Origin of the sequence: Aedoeadaptatus coxii, assembly GCF_001553115.1 — a bacterium.
GTDB classification, from domain to species: domain Bacteria; phylum Bacillota; class Clostridia; order Tissierellales; family Peptoniphilaceae; genus Aedoeadaptatus; species Aedoeadaptatus coxii.
In genome coordinates this window covers 36,840-56,338 of sequence record NZ_KQ960157.1, presented here as the reverse complement: position 1 = coordinate 56,338, position 19,499 = coordinate 36,840, and the positions used below count along the sequence as shown (strand labels likewise).

The 19,499-nt window shown below is 47.5% G+C and carries 17 protein-coding genes; 12 read left to right on the top strand and 5 right to left on the bottom strand.

Going from position 1 to position 19,499, the window contains the following annotated elements; all coding sequences use genetic code 11:
- The first annotated feature begins 3 nt into the window (after window positions 1-3).
- The 8 genes from HMPREF1863_RS01080 to HMPREF1863_RS01045 all read left to right on the top strand — a co-directional run bounded on the left by HMPREF1863_RS01080 (window position 4) and on the right by HMPREF1863_RS01045 (window position 9,406).
- Entirely contained in the window at window positions 4-1,266 is a 1,263-nt protein-coding gene (locus HMPREF1863_RS01080; protein ID WP_083508457.1) for a 2-hydroxyacyl-CoA dehydratase subunit D, read from the top strand.
- Window positions 1,267-1,268: 2 nt separating this feature from the next.
- Window positions 1,269-2,387: a 2-hydroxyacyl-CoA dehydratase subunit D gene (locus HMPREF1863_RS01075; RefSeq protein ID WP_068366471.1), complete on the top strand. Its 1,119-nt coding sequence runs from the start codon at window positions 1,269-1,271 to the stop codon at window positions 2,385-2,387.
- A 127-nt stretch (window positions 2,388-2,514) separates the two neighbouring features.
- Entirely contained in the window at window positions 2,515-3,504 is a 990-nt protein-coding gene (locus HMPREF1863_RS01070; RefSeq protein WP_068366469.1) for a 2-hydroxyacid dehydrogenase, read from the top strand.
- Between the two features lie 48 nt (window positions 3,505-3,552).
- Window positions 3,553-4,929: a branched-chain amino acid transport system II carrier protein gene (gene brnQ / locus HMPREF1863_RS01065; protein WP_068366466.1), complete on the top strand. Its 1,377-nt coding sequence runs from the start codon at window positions 3,553-3,555 to the stop codon at window positions 4,927-4,929.
- A 33-nt stretch (window positions 4,930-4,962) separates the two neighbouring features.
- Complete coding sequence (locus HMPREF1863_RS01060) at window positions 4,963-6,150, top strand: pyridoxal phosphate-dependent aminotransferase (RefSeq protein ID WP_068366463.1); 1,188 nt, start codon at window positions 4,963-4,965, stop codon at window positions 6,148-6,150.
- Between the two features lie 285 nt (window positions 6,151-6,435).
- Window positions 6,436-7,575, top strand: coding sequence for an acyl-CoA dehydrogenase family protein (locus HMPREF1863_RS01055; RefSeq protein ID WP_068366460.1), 1,140 nt, complete (start codon window positions 6,436-6,438; stop codon window positions 7,573-7,575).
- Window positions 7,576-7,594: 19 nt separating this feature from the next.
- Window positions 7,595-8,389 carry an electron transfer flavoprotein subunit beta/FixA family protein gene (locus tag HMPREF1863_RS01050; RefSeq protein ID WP_068366457.1) on the top strand — a complete coding sequence of 265 codons (795 nt, stop codon included), beginning with the start codon at window positions 7,595-7,597 and terminating at the stop codon, window positions 8,387-8,389.
- 12 nt (window positions 8,390-8,401) lie between these two features.
- Complete coding sequence (locus HMPREF1863_RS01045) at window positions 8,402-9,406, top strand: electron transfer flavoprotein subunit alpha/FixB family protein (protein ID WP_068366454.1); 1,005 nt, start codon at window positions 8,402-8,404, stop codon at window positions 9,404-9,406.
- 190 nt (window positions 9,407-9,596) lie between these two features.
- Here HMPREF1863_RS01045 and HMPREF1863_RS01040 read toward each other — a convergent pair whose 3' ends face one another.
- From HMPREF1863_RS01040 to HMPREF1863_RS01025, 4 genes are all read right to left on the bottom strand, one after another.
- Complete coding sequence (locus tag HMPREF1863_RS01040) at window positions 9,597-10,781, bottom strand: aminotransferase-like domain-containing protein (RefSeq protein WP_068366451.1); 1,185 nt, start codon at window positions 10,779-10,781, stop codon at window positions 9,597-9,599.
- Window positions 10,782-11,044: 263 nt separating this feature from the next.
- Window positions 11,045-12,205: a M20 metallopeptidase family protein gene (locus HMPREF1863_RS01035; RefSeq protein ID WP_068366449.1), complete on the bottom strand. Its 1,161-nt coding sequence runs from the start codon at window positions 12,203-12,205 to the stop codon at window positions 11,045-11,047.
- Window positions 12,206-12,213: 8 nt separating this feature from the next.
- On the bottom strand, window positions 12,214-13,008 hold the full coding sequence (locus tag HMPREF1863_RS01030; RefSeq protein ID WP_068366446.1) for a nitrilase-related carbon-nitrogen hydrolase: 795 nt from the start codon (window positions 13,006-13,008) through the stop codon (window positions 12,214-12,216).
- Entirely contained in the window at window positions 13,008-13,997 is a 990-nt protein-coding gene (locus tag HMPREF1863_RS01025; RefSeq protein ID WP_068366443.1) for an aspartate-semialdehyde dehydrogenase, read from the bottom strand. Before HMPREF1863_RS01025 ends, HMPREF1863_RS01030 begins: the two co-directional genes overlap by 1 nt.
- Before the next feature lie 107 nt (window positions 13,998-14,104).
- On the opposite strand from HMPREF1863_RS01025, the gene HMPREF1863_RS01020 reads away from it, so the two are divergent.
- Window positions 14,105-15,253 (top strand): homoserine dehydrogenase, encoded by a 1,149-nt coding sequence (locus HMPREF1863_RS01020; RefSeq protein WP_068366440.1) that lies wholly within the window; start codon window positions 14,105-14,107, stop codon window positions 15,251-15,253.
- A gap of 62 nt (window positions 15,254-15,315) precedes the next feature.
- On the opposite strand, the gene HMPREF1863_RS01015 is transcribed toward HMPREF1863_RS01020, so the two are convergent.
- A complete protein-coding gene (locus tag HMPREF1863_RS01015; protein WP_068366437.1) occupies window positions 15,316-15,807 on the bottom strand; it encodes an Lrp/AsnC family transcriptional regulator in 492 nt (163 codons plus the stop codon).
- 408 nt (window positions 15,808-16,215) lie between these two features.
- Between HMPREF1863_RS01015 and HMPREF1863_RS01010 the strand changes: the two genes are divergently transcribed.
- Genes HMPREF1863_RS01010 through HMPREF1863_RS01000 form a run of 3 tightly spaced genes read left to right on the top strand, consistent with a single transcriptional unit; the run spans window position 16,216 to window position 19,496 of the window.
- Window positions 16,216-16,524 (top strand): hypothetical protein, encoded by a 309-nt coding sequence (locus HMPREF1863_RS01010; RefSeq protein WP_068366434.1) that lies wholly within the window; start codon window positions 16,216-16,218, stop codon window positions 16,522-16,524.
- 9 nt (window positions 16,525-16,533) lie between these two features.
- The gene (locus HMPREF1863_RS01005) at window positions 16,534-17,553 is read left to right on the top strand and encodes a V-type ATPase subunit (protein WP_068366431.1); all 1,020 of its coding nucleotides are present in this window, start codon (window positions 16,534-16,536) and stop codon (window positions 17,551-17,553) included.
- Window positions 17,544-19,496: a V-type ATP synthase subunit I gene (locus tag HMPREF1863_RS01000; protein ID WP_068366428.1), complete on the top strand. Its 1,953-nt coding sequence runs from the start codon at window positions 17,544-17,546 to the stop codon at window positions 19,494-19,496. Before HMPREF1863_RS01005 ends, HMPREF1863_RS01000 begins: the two co-directional genes overlap by 10 nt.
- Window positions 19,497-19,499 lie beyond the last annotated feature (3 nt).

Below are 19,499 nucleotides of genomic sequence, written 5' to 3'. Positions count from 1 at the left end.
AGTATGTCTAAAGAATCGTTAAAAGAAAGAGAAGCCCAAATAAGAGAGCAATACAAAGATGTGCCCCCTGCTAAAATGATCGGCATGATTGCCGGCCAAGGCTATAAAGATGCCATGGCGGCAAAAGAAGCCGGCGAACCTGTAGGTTGGTGTGCATCGAACTTCCCCCAAGAAATTCTGGAAACATTGGACATTAAGGTCGTCTATCCGGAAAACCACGCGGCAGCCGTATCGGCTAAAGGCGGCGGGGAAAGAATGTGTAATGTAGCGGAAGATAGCGGTTATTCCAACGACATCTGCGCCTATGCGAGAATTTCCATGGCGTACACGGAAGAAACCGACATCCCCGAACTCAACATGCCCCAACCGGATTTTGTCGCTTGCTGCAACAATATCTGTAACTGCATGATCAAATGGTATGAAAATCTCGCGAGAGATTTAAACGTACCCTTTATTATGATCGACGTTCCCTATAACAACGAATACGATGCCGGCCAAGACCGCGTCGACTATTTAAAGGGACAATTCGACGTTGCCATTAAACAACTGGAAGAAATTTCCGGCAAAAAATGGGATCAAGACAAATTCGAAGAAGTCATGGAAATCTCCGATAGAACCGGTAGAGCCTGGCTCGACGCTACGTCTTATTCCAAATACACCCCCTCTCCCTTCAGTGGATTTGATATTTTCAACCACATGGCCGTTGCCGTTTGTGCGAGAGGTAAATTGGAATCGGCCATCGCGTTTGAACGCTTAGCCGAAGAATTCGACGAAAAAGTTAAAAGAGGCGAATCCGGATTTAAAGGCGAAGAAAAATACCGCATCATCTTCGAAGGTATCGCTTGCTGGCCCCACCTTCGTCACACCTATAAAGGCCTTCAAGGCCAAGGCGTCAACGTCGTCGGCACCGTTTATGCCGATGCATTCGGTTATGTTTACAACAACACGAGAGAGCTCATGGAAGCTTACTGTGCAACACCCAATGCCATCAGCTACGAACGCGCCCTCGATATGCGCTTGAAACTTGCGGAAAACAACAATGTCGACGGCATGCTCGTTCACATTAACCGTTCCTGCAAACAATGGAGTGCTATTTCCTACGAAATGGAAAGAGATTTCAGAGAAAAGACCGGCCTCCCGACGGCAACCTTCGACGGCGACCAAGCCGACCCGAGAAACTTCTCCGAGGCACAATACGACACCCGTGTTCAAGGCCTTATCGAAGTTATGGAAGCCAACAAACAAAAGAAATCTAAGGAGGCATAAAAGTGACAGCGGTAGATCTTATTCAAGCATTAAATACAGATGTATTAAAAGCCATCGATCACTATGTGGATGAAGGCAAAAAAGTAATCGGTATTTCCGCTCCGGGCGTCGTACCCGAAGAAATTATTCACGCAGCAGGCCTCGTACCCGTTACCATTTGGGGCGCCGAAGGCGAAGTTGTAGAAGCGAAGGAATACTTCCCGGCATTCTACGCATCCATTATCTTGAGAACCATGGACTTGGGTCTTCAAGGCAAATTAGATAAACTTTCCGGCATGCTCATTACCAATTTAAGCGACGGCTTAAAAGGTTTCAGTCAAAACTGGAAACGCGCCATTCCTCAAGTACCCATGCTCTACATTCCCTACGGTCAAAACCGTAAGATCGAAGCGGGTATCGAATACAATGCGCGTCAATTCGCTCACTTAAGAGATAACCTGGCCAAAATCGCCGGAAACGATATTTCCGACGACGCGATCGAAGAAGCCATTAAGCTTTATAACGAACATAGAAAAGCCATGCTCGAATTTAGCGCCTTGGCTGCCAAACACTTAAACACCGTAACGCCTCTACTTCGCAACCGCGTCTTCTCCAGTGCATATTGCTACGCAAAAGACGAACACCTTGCAAAAGTAAAGGAAATCAACGAAGCATTGAAAGCCATGCCGGAAGAAGACTTCAAAGGTAAAAAAGTCGTCACCACCGGTATTCTCGTCAACAGCGAAGACATTCTAAAGATCTTCGAAGAATTCGGCTTCGGCATCGTCGATGACAATGTACTACACGAAAGTTTACAATATGAAGTTCAAGCCAAAGAAGGAACGGGCAATCCCCTCCGCGCATTGGCACAAGTTTTCGCCGATATCGAAGGCAATACCTTCGTATTCGATGAAAAGAAATTAAGAGGACCGATTATTGCGAAGAAAGTAAAAGAATCGGGAGCCGCCGGCGTCATTTACTTAATGACCAAATTCAGCGACACCGACGAGTTCGATTACCCGATCCTTCGCGACGATCTTCAAAAAGAACACATCCCCATGAACATGGTGGAAGTCGACCAACAAATGGTCAGCTTCGAACAAGCCAAAACTGCATTACAAACTTTTGCAGACATGATCTAAGCTATATACGGAGGTCCGTGTATATAAATTGTTTAGCCGCCCCCGAAAGGGGGATCGGTTAAACTGTACGATGTAGGAAAACTATTTCATTTGAAAAGAGGAAGGGTTCTGAAAAAAGGAGGACGAAATGTTAAAAATCAGAAGTACCTGTAACAAGAACTATGTTGAAAAATTCGGCGTGGAAAGACCGGCTGAATGGGATTACCAATACATCAACTATCCTTGCAGCGACGAAGAATTAGTCGAACAATGCAAAGATGCAGACGTTATCCACTGTGGCCCCGTAGACTTTATCCGTAAAGACGTTATCGACAAATTGGAAAATGTAAAACTTATCCAATCTTTAGGCGTAGGCTTCGACAAAATCGACCTTGAAGCAGCAAAAGCCAAAGGAATCTACGTATGTAATAACCGCGGCGTAAACGCTCGCCCCGTAGCGGAACTTGCCGTTGCCCACATGTTAACCAGTCTTCGCAGAATGCCCGAAGCCGATATGAAGATCAAAGAAAAAGGCGCTGAAGGCTTTAAAGAAAGCTACAAAGAATTTACCGAAAAAGGACAAACCGAAATGGGTTCCCGCGTCATCGGCCTCATCGGTCTCGGCGCCATCGGCCACGAAGCTGCCAAACTCTTACAACCCTTTGACTGCAAAATGTACTACTATGACGTCGTTCGTCAAGAAGCTTTCGAAAAAGAATTCAACGTTGAATACGCAAGCCTCGACGAAATTTACGAAAAATGCAATATTATTTCCTACCACGTCCCCGTACTCGATTCCACACGCGGCATGATCAATAAAGAAGCCATCGACAAAATGCAACAAGACGCTATTATCGTCAACGTCGCTCGCGGCGACTTAATGAACAACGCCGATGTAGCGGACGCATTGAATGCCGGCAAGATCTTCGCCGCAATAGACGTTATCGCTCCGGAACCCCCGAAGGATGACGATCCCTTGTTCCACTTAAACGAAACCGGCTTGGCACGTTTCTCCATTACGCCTCACATTGCCGGCACCACCGACGACTCCTTCATGCGTATGAGCCAATGGTCTTACGACAACATGAAGCGCATCGAAGATGGAGAAAAACCCATTAACATCGTAAACGGTCTCTAATCCAACTAAAGACTAGTCACAAACGTCCGAAAGGACGAAGGAGTGCTTATGGAAATTAAAAGAAAAGATATCATCGTCTGTGGTTTTGCTCTGTTCGCCATTTTCTTCGGCGCAGGCAATATGATCTTCCCGCCCTACCTGGGCGTACTCTCCGGCGACCGTTGGTTTACAGCGGCATTCGGATTCCTCATGTCCGACCCCGTACTTCCCATTTTGGGTGTTATCGTAACGGCACAACTCGGTGGACGCGCCATCGACCTCGGTAAACGGGTCGGCTGGAAATTCTCAGCGGTCATCTCCGCCATTTGTATCTTGATTATCGGCCCCTTCTTTGCCGTACCGAGAACAGGCGCAACGACCCACGAAATGTTCGTGGCACCGAACCTTCCCGCCGTTCCCGTTATCGTTACATCCGTTGTATTCTTCGGACTTACTCTTTACCTCGTATTGAATCCCGGTAAAGTACTCGACTACATCGGTCAATTCTTAACACCGGGCCTACTCATTATCTTGGCCGTTATTACCGTCGTTGCCGTCGTCAATCCGCCGGCAGCCGCTATTACAACTGACACACCGGAACTCTTTAAAATGAGTTTTAAAGAAGGTTATCAAACCATGGACGCCCTCGGCGCATCCCTAATGAGTGGTATCGTCTTAACCGACCTTATTCGTAGAGGTTATCACGACGAAGCGACACAAGTTAAAGCAAGCATTATGATCGGTATCATCGCCTTCATCTGCTTGGCACTTGTATACGGCTCCTTAACCTATGTCGGATCCACTGTAAGCTCCATGTTTACACCGGATATGGACCGTACCGCCATCTTACTCGGCACCGTCGAAACATTACTCGGCAATGTAGGCCGCTTCTTACTCGGCTTAGGCGTTGCCCTCGCATGCTTGACGACATCCACAGGTCTCATCTCCACTTGCGGCAACTTCTTTAGTGATGTTACCAACGGAAAACTTTCCTATCGCAATGTGGTTATCGTCGCTACTCTCGTCGCTTTTGCCATCTCCCTACTCGGCGTAGAAGGCATCATTAAAATTGCAGTCCCCGTACTGACAGCCGTATTCCCCATCGTCATCTGCTTAATTCTCTTCTCCATCTTTGACAAAAAGATCAAGTACAATGGCGTATTCATCGGCGGCGTCTTCGGCGCAGGTGTCATCGGCATTATCGAAGCGATCAACCTCTTCTCTCAAATGCAAGGCGGCGACGCATTGGGAAGCCTCGCAAAAACAGTCTCCGCATTCCCCTTAGGAAACTTTGCATTTGAATGGCTCATCCCCGCACTTATCTGTGCTGTAATCGGTGGCCTACTCGGTAAATTTGCAAACTTCGGCGGCACCCGCGACGATGTTTATCGCGAACAAGCTATCCGCGAAGAAAAACGTGCAAAAGAACTTCAAGAGAACGCATAGAACCCAAACAATCTAACAAAAGGAGTATCTATTATGGCGAACAAAAGAATGACATCCCTCGGCAAACAAAAATCCATTATTCGCGAACTCGCAGGATTTGGCGCAGAACGTGCAAAAGTTGTAGGACCTGAAAATGTATTAAACTTCTCCATCGGTAACCCCAGCGTTCCCGCACCGAAAGCAGTACAAGACGCTATCGTCGATTTAACCCAAAATCAAGCACCTCAAGCAGTTCACAGCTACTCGGCAGGTAACGGTTTTGAATCTACACGTCAAGCCATTGCCGATAACCTAAACAAACGCTACGGCACCGATTACGATGCAAGCAACCTTTACATGACCTGCGGTGCAGCTGCATCCTTGAGCATTTCCCTTGCAGCCCTTATCGAAGAACCGACCGACGAAATCGTCGTATTGGCTCCCTTCTTCCCCGAATACACCGTCTTCATCGAAAGCCAAGGCGGAAAAATGGTACTCGTCGAAGCGCGCGATGATATGCAACTTCACGCAGAAGACGTTGAAAAAGTGCTTACCAAAAACACACGTGCCGTCTTGATCAACACTCCGAACAATCCGGCAGGCGTTATTTACTCCAAAGAAGCATTAAAAGAACTCGCAGCCGTTCTCGAAAAGAAGAGCAAAGAAATCGGCCGTCCCATTTACATCTTAAGTGACGAACCCTATCGTGAACTCGTATTAGTTGACGATGCCGAAGTAGCATGGGTACCCAGCCTTTACGCCAACACCGTCGTTTGCTACAGCTGGTCGAAATCCTTATCTCTCCCCGGCGAACGCATCGGTTACATCCTCGTTCCCGGCTCCGTAGAAGATAAAGACTTAATGCCCGCTATCGGTGGTGCAGGCCGCTCCTTAGGCTATGTATGTGCACCGACCTTAATGCAAAAAGTCATCGAACGTTGCGTCGACGTCGAACCCGACGTAGAAGTTTACAAAAATAACAGAGACCTTCTCTTCGACGCATTAACCGAAATCGGCTACCAAGTCGCTAAACCGGCAGGCGCTTTCTACCTGTTCATTAAATCTCCGGACGGAGACAGCGAAACGTTCTCCGATCGCGCAAAAGAATACGACATGCTCGTCGTACCCGGCACGGGATTCGGCTCCAAAGCATTCATGCGTTTGAGCTACTGCGTCGATACGGAAACCTGCAAAAAATCCATCCCCGTCTTCAAAGAAATGATGGAAAAATACTACAGCTAATTCCATAAAAAGAGTCTGTAAGTATTGATAAATGCAAATCCGGACCCACTTAAAAAGTCCGGATTTTTGCATTTATTGCTTGTTAAGTTAATACTTTTGCGTTATACTGGTATACAAGAAGGTTTTCATTTCCTTCGCTGTGACCAAATCTATAGTAGACAGTAGTTTTTAGCGATAGGATTACTTGAATGTGAAAAATTTTTCGAGAAAAGGAAAACGTATTATATTCATGTGCCGTCGCCAGGCGTACGCAAGGCGTACATAACCTACAAATAGGAGGAAAACATGGAATTTAAGCAAGAGCACAAATTAATTCGCGATCTCGCTGCTAAATTTGCAGATCAAGAATTAACCGACGACGTACTCGATGCAGCAGAAGAAACGGGTTGTCTCGATTTAGACATCGTTCGTAAAATGGGCGAAGCGGGTTTCTTCGGCATTAAGACACCGAAGGAATACGGCGGTGCAGGCGGGGATCACGTATCCTACGTTATCGTCATGGAAGAAATCGCAAAACGCAGCGCAGTAGCCAGCGTCTTCGTTTCGAGCCCGAACTCCCTTTGCGGGGCACCGATTCAACTAAGCGGTACCCCCGACCAAAAAGAAAAGTACTTAAGCAAGATCGCAACCGGCGAACTTACCTTCTGCTTCGGCTTAACCGAACCGGGTGCAGGTTCCGATGCCGGCGGCACCAAGACTACAGCTGTATTAGACGGAGACGAATGGGTTCTTAACGGCCGTAAAACCTTCATTACCGGTGCACCCATTGCAGACTACAGCATTATTTACGCTAAAACCGACCTTACCGCAAAAGGCAGCGCAGGCATTACCGCCTTTATCGTCGACTTAAAGAGCGAAGGCGTTTCCTTTGGTAAACCGGAAGAAAAAATGGGTATTATCGGCTGCCCCACCTCCGACATCGTACTCGAAAATGTTCGCGTACCGAAAGAAAACATGCTCGGCAAAGAAGGCAAGGGCTTTACCAACGCGATGAAGACCTTAGACGTCGGCCGTATCGGTATTGCCGCTCAATCCATCGGTATTGCACAAGCTGCCCTCGATGAAGCTGTTAAATTCGCTAAAGAACGTGTTCAATTCGGTCGCCCCATTGCAAAACTTCAAGGCATCAGCTTTAAAATTGCAAGAATGGCCGCTAAATTAGAAGCCGCCAAGCTCCTCGTTTACGAAGCAGCTGCTGCTAAAGACAGAGGCGAAGACGCATCGAAGATTTGCTCCATGGCAAAATACTTCTGCTCCGAAACCTGTAACGAAATCGTCTACGACGCCCTTCAAGTACACGGCGGCTACGGCTACATTAAAGACTACAAAATCGAACGCCTTTACAGAGATGCACGCATTACCTCTATTTACGAAGGTACCAGCGAAATTCAACTTCTCGTTATCGGCAGTCAACTTTTGAAATAAGAGGAATCAGGAGGTCATCATGAACATAGTGGTATGTATTAAACAAGTACCTGACACAACCGAAGTTCGCTTGGATCCGAAAACCAACACATTGATCCGCGAAGGCGTACCCAGTATTATCAACCCGGACGACTTATCCGGCTTGGAAGTTGCTCTTCGCATTAAGGATAAAGATCCCGAAAACGTAAAAGTATACGCTCTTTCCATGGGTCCGAACCAAGCGGAATACGCACTTCGCGAAGCCCTCGCCATGGGCGCAGACGAAGCCATTCTCGTAAGTGACAGAGCCTTCGGTGGTGCCGATACGTGGGCTACTTCCTGTACGATTACAGCCGCCATCGAACACATCGACTACGATTTGGTCATCGCAGGACGTCAAGCAATCGACGGCGACACCGCACAAGTCGGTCCTCAAATTGCAAGACACTTGGAAATTCCCGCCATCTCCTATGCTGAAGATGTTGATGTAGAAGGCGACAAGGTTATCGTTAAACGTCAATTCGAAGATCGTTACCATATCTTAGAAGCAAAAATGCCGATTTTGATCACGACCCTTGCCGAATGCGCTAAACCTCGTTACATGACCGTTCGCGGCATTTACGAAGCACAAGAAAAAGACATTACCGTTTGGGGCCTCAAAGACATTGAAGACAAACTCGACCTGTCGAACATCGGTCTAAAAGGATCGCCGACCCGCGTTAAAAAATCCTTCCCGAAAGAAGGAAAAGCTGCCGGCGTATTACTCAAAGACTTATCCGCTGATGAAGCTGCACAAGCTATTCTTGCTAAATTAAAAGAAAAATACATCATTTAAGGGGAGGACCAAATGAGTAAAGATATATACGTATTTATCGAACAAAGAGATAACAAACTTGAAAAAGTAGGTATCGAACTACTCGGTAAGGCACGTGAACTTGCCGATGACCTCGGTCAAGAAGTAGTGGGCATGTTAATCGGCGAAAACGTAAAAGGCGAAGCGAATATCCTATTCCGCCACGGCGCTGATAAAGTCATCGTCGTAGAAGATCCGAGACTTAAAGAATACTTAAGCGAAGATTACGCCGACATGGTATACGGCATCATCGAAAAATACGAACCTGAAATCGTATTATTCGGTGCTACCTCCATCGGTCGCGACCTCGCGCCGAACCTTGCCGCTCGCGTACACACCGGTCTTACTGCCGACTGTACAAAACTTGAAATCGACCCGGAAAGCAAACTTCTTATGATGACCCGTCCGGCATTTGGCGGCAACTTAATGGCCACCATCGTCTGCGAAAACTTCCGTCCCCAAATGGCGACGGTACGTCCCGGCGTTATGCCCAGCATCGAAGTTGACAAGGCTGACGGCGAAGTCATCGAAGATAAATTTGAATTCTCTCACAAAGAACCTATCGTTCACTTAAGAGAAGTGCTTAAAATTGAAAGCACCAAAAAAGATATTACCGAAGCCAACATCCTTATTTCCGGCGGTCGCGGCATGGGCGGCCCGGAAGGTTTCGACGCATTAAACGGCCTTGCAAAAGAACTCGGCGCAGAAATCGCATCGTCGAGAGCTGCCGTCGACTCCGGCTGGATCGAAAAATCCCAACAAGTCGGACAAACCGGTAAAACCGTACGTCCCGAACTTTACTTGGCACTGGGTATTTCCGGAGCCATCCAACACTTGGCAGGTATGGAAGATTCCGACCTCATCATCGCCGTCAACAAAGACGATGGCGCACCCATCTTCGATGTTGCAGACCTCGGCGTCGTCGGCGACTTGAACGCCATCGTGCCCAAGCTTGAAGAACTCGTTCGCAAAGAAAGAGAACTCAGCGAACAACTCTAAACCTTACAACGAACAAAAAGGCCTCCTTCGGGAGGTCTTTTTTCTATGAAGAATAGGAGGAAGGATAAGCGAAAGTGATGCAATAGTGGAAACCATCTGCGCACAAAAAGAGAGCCCGATAAAGAGGGCTCTCCAAACAATCAATGGATTCAAAAAAACAGCCCTTTCCGAAGAAAGGACTGTTTCGATCTTATTTAACAACTTCGTGTAATACTTCGCCTAAGCGCTTAATGCCTTCTTCAATTTTATCTTCAGGCATGCAGCTGTAGTTCAAGCGGAAGTGGTTTTCTTCCGGACTATCGGGATAGAAAGCGCCGCCGGGTACGAAGGCAACTTTCTTTTCGATGGCTTTCACTGCAATATCGCGAGCGTTTAAGCCTTCGGGAAGGGTAACCCAGAGGAATAAGCCGCCTTCGGGGTTAGTGTAGGTAACTTTTTCGGGGAAATATTTCTTCATGGCGTCGACCATGACATTTTTACGTTTGCCGTAAACTTCGATGATCTTATCGATGTGGGCTTCCAAATCGTTGTCGTCTAAGAATTGCGACAAGATCATTTGGGTGGTGGTAGACGTTTGAAGGTCGGCACCTTGTTTAACCATGTTGAACTTTTCGAGCACTTTAGGAGCGGCATTAAACCAACCGACGCGGATGCCGGGGCTGAAGATCTTGGAGAAAGTACCCATGAAGATGACGCGGTTTTCAGTATCTAAGCTGCGAAGAGAAGGTTGAATTTCGCCTTCGAAACGTAATTCGCCGTAGGGATTGTCTTCGAGAATCATGACATCATATTTATTGGCGAGTTCGATAAGGCCTTTTCTTCTTTCCAACGTCCAAGTTTTGCCGGAGGGGTTTTGGAAATCGGAAATAACGTAGATAAATTTCACATTGTCGTGGGATTTAAGTTGTTTTTCCAAATCTTCCAGAATCATGCCGTCTTCGTCGAGGGCAACTTGAAGGAATCTCGGTTCGTAAGCCTTAAAAGCGTTAAGAGCGCCTAAGTAGGTGGGGCTTTCGACGACGATGTAATCACCCGGATCGATAAAGATTCTGGGAACGAAGTCGAGACCTTGTTGGGAACCGGAAAGAATTTGAATATCTTCAGGTTTCACATCCTTGCAGCCGACTTTTTCCATGCGGGTAACACAGTGTTCTCTTAAACGAGCGTAACCGTCGGTGGGGCCGTATTGAAGGGCGGCGGCGCCGTTATTTTTCATGACTTTGTTGGACGCTTCAATCCATTTGTCGATGGGGAAAAGTTCGGCGGCGGGAAGTCCACCTGCGAACGAGATAATGCTGGGGTCAGCTGTTAAAGCTAAAAGCTCGCGGATTTCAGATGCTTTTAGGTTGTCCATTCTTTTTGCAAATTTAGGCATTAGGAACTCCTTTCGTATCGTCATAAGATAGTAGGGAAACGTTTACGTGTTTATTGTATATCGTGTTCGGATTAAAGTCAATACAGGTAGTTTGCTAAGATAGAGACAAACAAAGCCCCTAATTTAGGGAACGAGAAGACTTTAATTCAATGAGAAAAAGGCGGCGAAACTATGGGAAAATGCATTTGTAAAACCAAAGGTTTTTTCCCGCCCCGTCCATTAAATGAGGAAAAACCTCCCCAAGACTTAACTTGGGGAGGTTATTATTTTCCTTCGTTCATAAAATGGAGTGCCGATGCCACTTCCGCGGCGATGCCGTAGTAGAGGGCGTCTTCTTCCGGATAAAAGGTCGCCGTGTGAATGGCCGCTTTTTCCCCGGGGCGACCGACGCCCAGATTAATAAAGGTTCCGGGCGCCTCTTCTAAATAATAGGCGAAGTCTTCCGCCGCCATGGTCGGCGTGGGCAAGGTAATGACGGCGTCTTTGCCGAAAGTTTCTTCCAGAGTTTGTTTTACAGATGCCGTGGCCTTTTCGTCGTTAATCAAGGGCACATAGCCTTTTACGATGTCAACAGTACACGTGCATCCGTGGGCTTTTGCCGTGCATTCGGCAATTTCTGTAAGATGGGCGCGAAGCTTGTCGCGATTTTCCTTCGTGTTGGCGCGGATCGTGCCTTCGATGGTCATGTCGCTTGGAATAATATTGTGCTTGTTGCCTCCGTGAACGGAGCCGATGGTGACCACCGCCGGCGTAAAGGGCGAAAAGCGACGGGCGACAATGGTTTGAAGGGCGACGATCACATGTCCCCCGCAGACGATGGGATCCACGGCGCGCTCGGGATTGGCGGCGTGGCCGCCCTTGCCCTTTAGCGTGATTTTAAAATCTTCCACGCTTGCGTACATAAAGCCCGGCAACACGCCGAAGGTTCCCGTTAAAAGATCGGGGGAAACGTGAAGGCCCATGACGTAATCCACGCCCTTCATGACCCCTTCCTTTACCATAGGTTCGGCGCCGCCGTCTTTTTCTTCATTGGGCTGAAAAATCAGGCGAAGGTTTCCCGGGAAATGGCGATGCTCGGAAAAATACCGCGCCGTGCCTAAAAGGCAGGCCATGTGCATGTCGTGGCCGCAGGCGTGCATAAGCCCGGGGTTTTCGGAACAAAAGGGAAGTTGGGTGGCTTCTGTAATGGGAAGGGCATCCATGTCGGCACGAAGGGCCACCGTCGGCCCCTTCTCGTCGCCTTTTAAGTCGCCGTGAAAGCCGAAATTATCGTAAACCGTAAGGTCGTAGCCTAAAGCTTTCATTTGTTCCTGTAAAAAACGGGAAGTTTCTCTTTCTTCGCCGCTGATTTCCGGGTGGGCGTGAAGATGGCGATAAAGTGTTTTAACGTCGTCGGCTATAGCTTTTATTTTTTCGAGATCCATGTGTGCTCCTATTGAATGAGCCCCTTGTAAAGTTCGGGGCGGCGTTCGTGATAGAGATCGAAGAAGGATTTTTCCTTTTCGATGCGCATCAAATCGAGGGTGACGGTTTTAACGGCTTCTTCCGTTCCCGTCATGAGGATTTCCTCGCCGGCCGGGCCATAAATGCAGCTTCCGCCGCCGCCCATGGCGTGGTAATCGCCCATTTTCGTGCAGTTCACCGCCACGACGAAACATTGATTTTCCACGGCTCGCGCTTTTGCAAATAAATGCATATGAGGTACGCGGGAAAGTCCCCATGCCATGGGCACGAAGAGGACCTTCGCCTTGCCCGATACGGCGAGGCGTACCCACTCGGGCATACGCAGTTCGAAACAGGTAATAATGCCGCAGTCGATGCCGTCGAGAGCAAAGGAAAGATTGTGATCGCCGGGAGTAAAGAGGTTTTTCTCTTCGCCTACGGGAAATAAATGGGCCTTGTCGTAAGTGCCTAAAAGATGTCCCTCCCGATCGTAAATAAAGCTTCGATTGGCCCGTCCCTCGCCTTCGCGAACGGTGATGGAACCGGCGACGAGATTGACGTTGTGGCTGCGGGCAAAATCCGAAAGGGCTTGTTGCAGCTCACTTTCTTTATAATCGTCGTGATCCGTAAACTTTTCCGGGTAGAAGCCCGAATTCCACATTTCCGGCAAGACGATGACGTCGGGATTCGATGAAAGGGCTTCGTCCATGTCGTCGAAAATAACCTTTCGATTTTCCGAAAGGGTCATGGGGCCGATGCCCGCTTGTACGATGGAAACTTTCATTAGCGATCGGCCAAAAGTTGTTCTAAAATTTGAATGGCGTTCAGTGCGGCGCCTTTGCGAATATTATCGGCGACGACCCAAAGATTAATGGTGTTTTCGCAGGAATCATCTTTACGAATACGACCGACGAACACCTCGTCCTTTCCTTCGGCTTCAATTTGAAGGGGATAGACCAGATTTTTCACATCGTCTTGTAAGACGACGTCGTCCATTGCCTCGTACGCCTTGCGAAGCTTATCCAAATCCACGGGATTTTCGCAGGTAACATTAATGGAAATGGCGTGGGCGCCTTTAACGGGCACGCGCACAGCCGTAGCTGTTACGGCGAGATCCGGGCGGTGGAAAATTTTGCGAGATTCGTTCACCATCTTCATTTCTTCTTTGGTGTAACCGTCTTCTAAGAAATCGTCAATATGGGGAAGACAGTTGTAGGCAATGGGATGGGGATAAAATTCCGGTGCGCCTCCTTCGATGCCCCGTTCCAAATCGGCGATGCCGTTCACGCCGGAGCCGCTAACCGCTTGGAAAGTGGTGTAGACGATGCGCTTAATTTTAAACAAATCTTCCACAGGTTTCAGCGCCACAACCGATTGAATCGTGGAGCAATTGGGGTTGGCGATAATGCCCTTGGCTTCGAGGCCGTCTTGAGCGTTAATTTCCGGCACGACCAAAGGAATATCTTCCTTCATGCGGAAATGGGAGCTGTTGTCGATGACCACGCTTCCCGCTTCGGCGGCGACGGGGCAGAACTTGGCAGCTAAATTGCCATCCAATGCGCTTAAGACAAAATCAAATTTACCTTCTCTTAAAGCGTCTTCTGTCAGTTCTTGAATGGTGTGTTCCTCGCCCTTGAACGAAAAAGTTTTGCCGGCGCTGTTTGCCGATGCGAACATGGTAAGATCCAAGGGAAGATCCTTTTCTTCCAAAATGCTGCGCATTGTTTGTCCTACAAGACCGGTGGCGCCTAAGATTGCTAAACGATAGACCATAATATGTACCTTCTTTCATATACCAAATAGTTTTTCTTGACTATAACAAAAACTCTCTAGTATAGTCAATTCATAATACGTTAAAGGACAAAAGAAAAGGGGGAATTATGAAAATTGCACTTATCGGATTCGGAACTGTCGGGCGAGGCGCCTACGATATTTTAAAAGCACGTCACAACATTTTAAAAGAAACCGTCGGCGAAATGGACATCGCCTATATCGTGGCCAGCGATCGCAGCGCCGAACGCCTGGGAAAAGAACTTCCCGAAAAAGTAGTGACGGCGAAAGATTACGACGCCGTTTTAAAAGAAGTGGACATCGTCGCCGAAGCTACCGGCGCCATGGACATGGCCTACGACTACATGAAGCGCGCCCTGGAAGCGGGCGTCGCCGTAGTAACCGCCAATAAAGCGGCGGTGAGCGCTCATTTTGAAGAGCTGAACGCTATCGCCGAAAAAGAAGAAGTTCCCTTCTTGTTTGAAGCGGCGGTAGGCGGCGGTATTCCCGTCTTAACGCCCCTTCGCGGGCTCTGTCTCGAAAATGAAATCGAAAAGGTACAGGGCATTTTAAACGGCACCTGTAACTATTTAATCAATGCCATGTTTAAAGAAGGGGCGGAATATGACGCCACCTTAAAACTCTGTCAGGAACTGGGATATGCCGAACAAGATCCGACAGACGATGTGGAAGGTTTCGATACCCGCCGTAAACTGCACCTGCTTATCGAAATGGCCTTCGGCCACGTGGACGGCGACGCCATTCCCACTCGCGGCATCGCCCAATTAAACGGCGACATCGTCAGCTTTTTAAAGAGCAAAGGCCAAAAAGTAAAACTCGTGGCCTCGGCAAAACCTGCTAAAGACGGCATCGAAGCCGTGGTGGAACCGGTGATTTTAGATGAGGCGGACAGCCTGGCCATTTTGCCCGATGCCATTAATCAGGTGAATGTAAAGGGATCCTTCGTCGGCGATCTCGCCTTTACAGGACCCGGCGCAGGCAAAGAACCTACGGGCAACGCCGTCGTCGCCGATATTATTTCCGCGGCGACAAAAAGCGCCATGCCTTTGCTGAAACGGGGAGGAAAAAAACTCGCCCCGGTGAAAGGCCGTTACCTTGTGGCGAAAAAACTTTCCGGCGACGTGGCGGAACGGGAAGAAGGGGAGTTCACCATTACAAAAGAAATTCCGCGGGAAACACTTTTAGACTTAATCGACAAGGACACATTCTTTGCACGTATCGAGTCGGACACATTATAGAAGAGAGCCCTTCGGGGCTCTTTTTTCGCGCAAAAAAATAAAGCGAGTAGATACTCGCCTTATTATTTTTCGTGAATACGAATAGAATTATGTTCTCTAATATCTTTGCCCTTGACTTGATTCAAAGCGCCGATGGTGTTGGTGCGTTTAATGGAGATCATATCTCTTAAGCGCATAAGGAAGTCGTCCAGTGATTTGGAAGAAGTGGATTTAATGCGGATCAGGAATTGATATTCTCCCATTAATTTCCAGCAATCGGTGACTTCAGGTGACGATTGAACGTAATTGATGAATTCCTCGATGGTGTTATCTTCTTCCGAGATATCGATGAGGCAGAACGAATGGATGTAGGAATCATCTTCTTCGCCGCCGAGCAAAATAGTGTAACCTGCAATCACTCCTGCATCTTCCAGGCGGTGGATACGGTTGCGGGTTGCGGAAACGGATAAGCTCACCTTTTTTGCAATATCGCTCAACGACATACGGCTGTTCTCGTTTAGGAGCGACAGGATATAAGTATCGATGGAATCACCGGTAAAACGATTAATGTGCATAAGATGCACCTCCCTTAATTAAAACAAATATGTTCAGAAAGATTATACCAAAAAAATAGCGTCATTTCATTAAAAAATGAAAAATTTTTATAAAGGGAATGAATATCTGAAAAATGATAATCTTGTGAAATTAAAACTATAAATTTGTCGGAAGGAAATTGATAACAAAGCGTATTTTGCTGTAAAATACAACAAAGTACGCAATTTAAAAGATGCGTGAAATTGTTGTCTTTCTTTTTATATGTTTATGATTTTTTTGTGGCGAATGTTGTCTTATTTTTAATCTTTATCACCATTATTTAACAGAGGCATTTTTTTGCTTTAAAAACCATCAAGTGCTAGAATGAATCTGATTGTGGGCTTTCCGGGAGAAAGCCTGCGAGAGTAGAAAAAGAAAGGGGCGTATCTGTGGAACAATTGATTCGAAGCGTCATCGCCTTAGATGAAAAAACGGATAAAATGGTTCAGGATAAAGAATCCTCCATTGAAGACGAAAAATCCGCTCTGCAAAAGCATTTCTCGGAAATGGAAGCGGACGAGCGGGAAGGATCGAAAGATGCGGCCAAGGCCGGCTACGATAAAATTTATAGCGAAGCCATGGAAGTCGTCGACGAGATTCGAAAAGCCAATTACGAAAAGCTCGAAGAGGTCAGCGCGGTCTACAAAGAGCATAGAAAAGAACTGGTTGAACAAGCCTTTCAGCTCCTCGATTTATAGGAGGGCGTTATGAATTACGCTGCAGTAAATACAAAGGCCGTCGCCGTTTGCGCCCATTACTTAAAGCCCCAGGTTCCCTTGAAAATCCTGGAGGCAGGCAATTACACCGACGGGCTGGACATTGTCGCAAAGGATTGGGATATCGAACTTTCAGAAGACGCGCATCTGCTCGAGGTCAATGTGAAAATGGAGCAGAAAGTGTTTGCGGCACTAAAAAGTTTCGAGCATTATTTGCAGGGGCCGGCGCGCACGTTTTATGCCTCCATGTTGGAGCGCTACACCATTCAGGACATTAAGCGGATTTTTCGTGCCGTTTATCACGACGAAAACATCGACATTGTAAGGAATAGTCTCCTTTCCTTCGATCCGTCCCTTTTGCCTCGCGATCAGGCACTAAGGCCGGATGACTTGTTTAAAATACTGGAGACGACGAAGTATGGTCGCTTGCTTTCATCCTATAAAGATGTTTCGAGGGATCGCATTTTATTTTATATCGAAATGGAACTGGATCAGTCCTATTACGAAAACCTCGTACGCGAGGCGAACCATCTGTCAAAAAAAGATCGTAAAGCGGTGTTAGCTATGCTCAATCGCCACATCGACCTATTAAATATCTTCTATATTTACAGGGCGAAAAAGAATTACGATATTTTGAAGCCGGAAATGGAAAACTTCGTCATTCGCGGCGGTAACATTCCGAGGCCCCTCATTAAACAATGGGTCTATTCGGACAATGTGGAGATACTGGTGGAATCGGTACGCCATTCGAGTTTCTCGTTTTTATTCCAAAAAAAGCGGGACAATCACATGACCGACGTACTGGCTTCCCGGGATATTTGGAAAATGTATACGACGTATTATCAAAAAGAAACCATGTCCATAGGGCGAATCGTCGCCCTGTCCATTTTGCTGGAGTTTGCCATTCGCGACGTCTCCACGACTCTCGAAGGCTTGCGTTTAGGTTTTGGAAAAGACATGATACGGAATCTGTTGACGATTCCCGAGAAAGAAGGTGAAGTATGGCAGTAGAGAGAATGGTCATGCTGAGCGTCGTGGGACGATTGGAAAACATGAATGATATTCTATTCGAAGTGCTTCAATCGGGCGCCCTCGATATGGTAGATGCTATGACGCAGCTATCGGAAAATAGCAATATTTACTCTCTCGAAGACAATGTGGAAATGGTCGTGGATTTAAACAATCTGGCACCTTTTCCCATTGATAACGATGTGCGGCAACGCACACAGGAAGCGCAAAAGCTTCTCGAGTACTTTAAAATCGACGATCTGGATTTAAACGATTTCGATAAAGATGCAGACGTCGTCGGCTATTATAATAAGCTCATGGAACGCCTCGGGCCCATGCAAGAGGAATACGACGAGATCTTAAAGCGGTTGGATAACATCGACATGTTTGAAGAGAATCTGTCGCTCTTTGAAAATGTAGACGTGGATCTTTCCAAGGTCAAAGACATGAAATACTTCTCCACCCGTTTCGGACGGTTGGAAAAATCGGCGCGGATTCGCTTGAAAAACAGCTACGAGAATCTGTTGGCCCTTATTTTCCATACAGGTTCCTTCGAAGACGAAGAAGTTTACATGATTACTTACCCCAACGAAGTAAGCGAGGAAATCGACAGGGTCTTGAAATCCCTACACTGGATCGATGTGCCCATTTTGGATTACGCCAACGGCACACCTCGGGAAACCCTACAGGAATTTAGGGAAGAAGAAGAAAAACTCCACCGTCGACTCAAAGAAATCGAAGCCGAAAGGGAACAAATCTATAAGGACGATCGAGACAAAGTCCGCAAGATATTAGCCCACATTCTCTTTTTAGGCCGAGTGGAAGAGGCCAAGGAACACATGGCCGTTTCGAAAAAATACTTCCTAATGACCGGCTGGACCGACGAAGCGGGCATCGAAGAAGTCCGTCGCCGCACGAAGAAATACCCCGACGTCGTCTTGACCATACAGGAAGAAGATTCCGCGGCCAAAGGCATTACGCCGCCGACAAAACTTTCCAACCCGAAATTCTTTAAGCCCTTCGAGCTCCTTGTGAGAATGTACGGGATTCCGAAATACAATGAAATCGACCCGACGGTCTTTGTCGGCATTACCTACCTGCTCCTTTTCGGCGCCATGTTCGGCGACGTGGGGCAAGGGGCCATCTTCATTCTCGTCGGTTGGCTCGTATCCAAGAAATGGCAAAAAGACATGGGCGGCCTCCTGATGCGAATGGGCGGCGCCTCGGTGATCTTCGGCTTTTTATACGGATCGGTCTTCGGCAATGAAGAGATTATCGACGCCCTTTGGATGCGTCCCTTCCAAAACATCGAGCAAGTTCTCGGCGTGGCCATCGGCTTTGGGGTCATCCTCTTAGTGCTTGCCTACGGCATGAACTTTGCCAACGCCATTAAAAACAAAGATTTGGCCAGGGGTCTTTTTGGGGAACACGGCCTTTTCGGATTCTTAGTCTTTGCCATGCTCCTCTTTATGATTCTGGACGTGGCAGGCGTGGTCACCATCGTGCCCATGCCCGTCGCCGCCGCCATTTTAATTTTGTCCATCATTCTCATGATCTTCAAAAAACCCATTATGGCGAAAATCCAAAAAACCGACGTTCAATACGAAGGCGGAAAAAGCGGCTACTTTATCGAAAGTTCCTTCTCCATGATCGAACTTTTAATTTCCACACTTTCGGGGATCGTGTCCTTCATTCGTGTCGGCGCCTTTGCCATTAACCACGTGGGGCTCTTTATGGCCTTCCATACCATGGCGGAAATGGCACCCCACGATGCAGGCGGCGTGGTGATCCTCATCCTCGGAAACATATTAATCATCGGACTCGAAGGTTTGATCGTCTTTATTCAAGGCTTGCGCCTGGAATACTACGAACTCTTCAGCCGTTATTACAGCGGAAGCGGCCGGGAATTTAAATCCGACAGCTTACGATTAAAAAAACATCAATAGTAT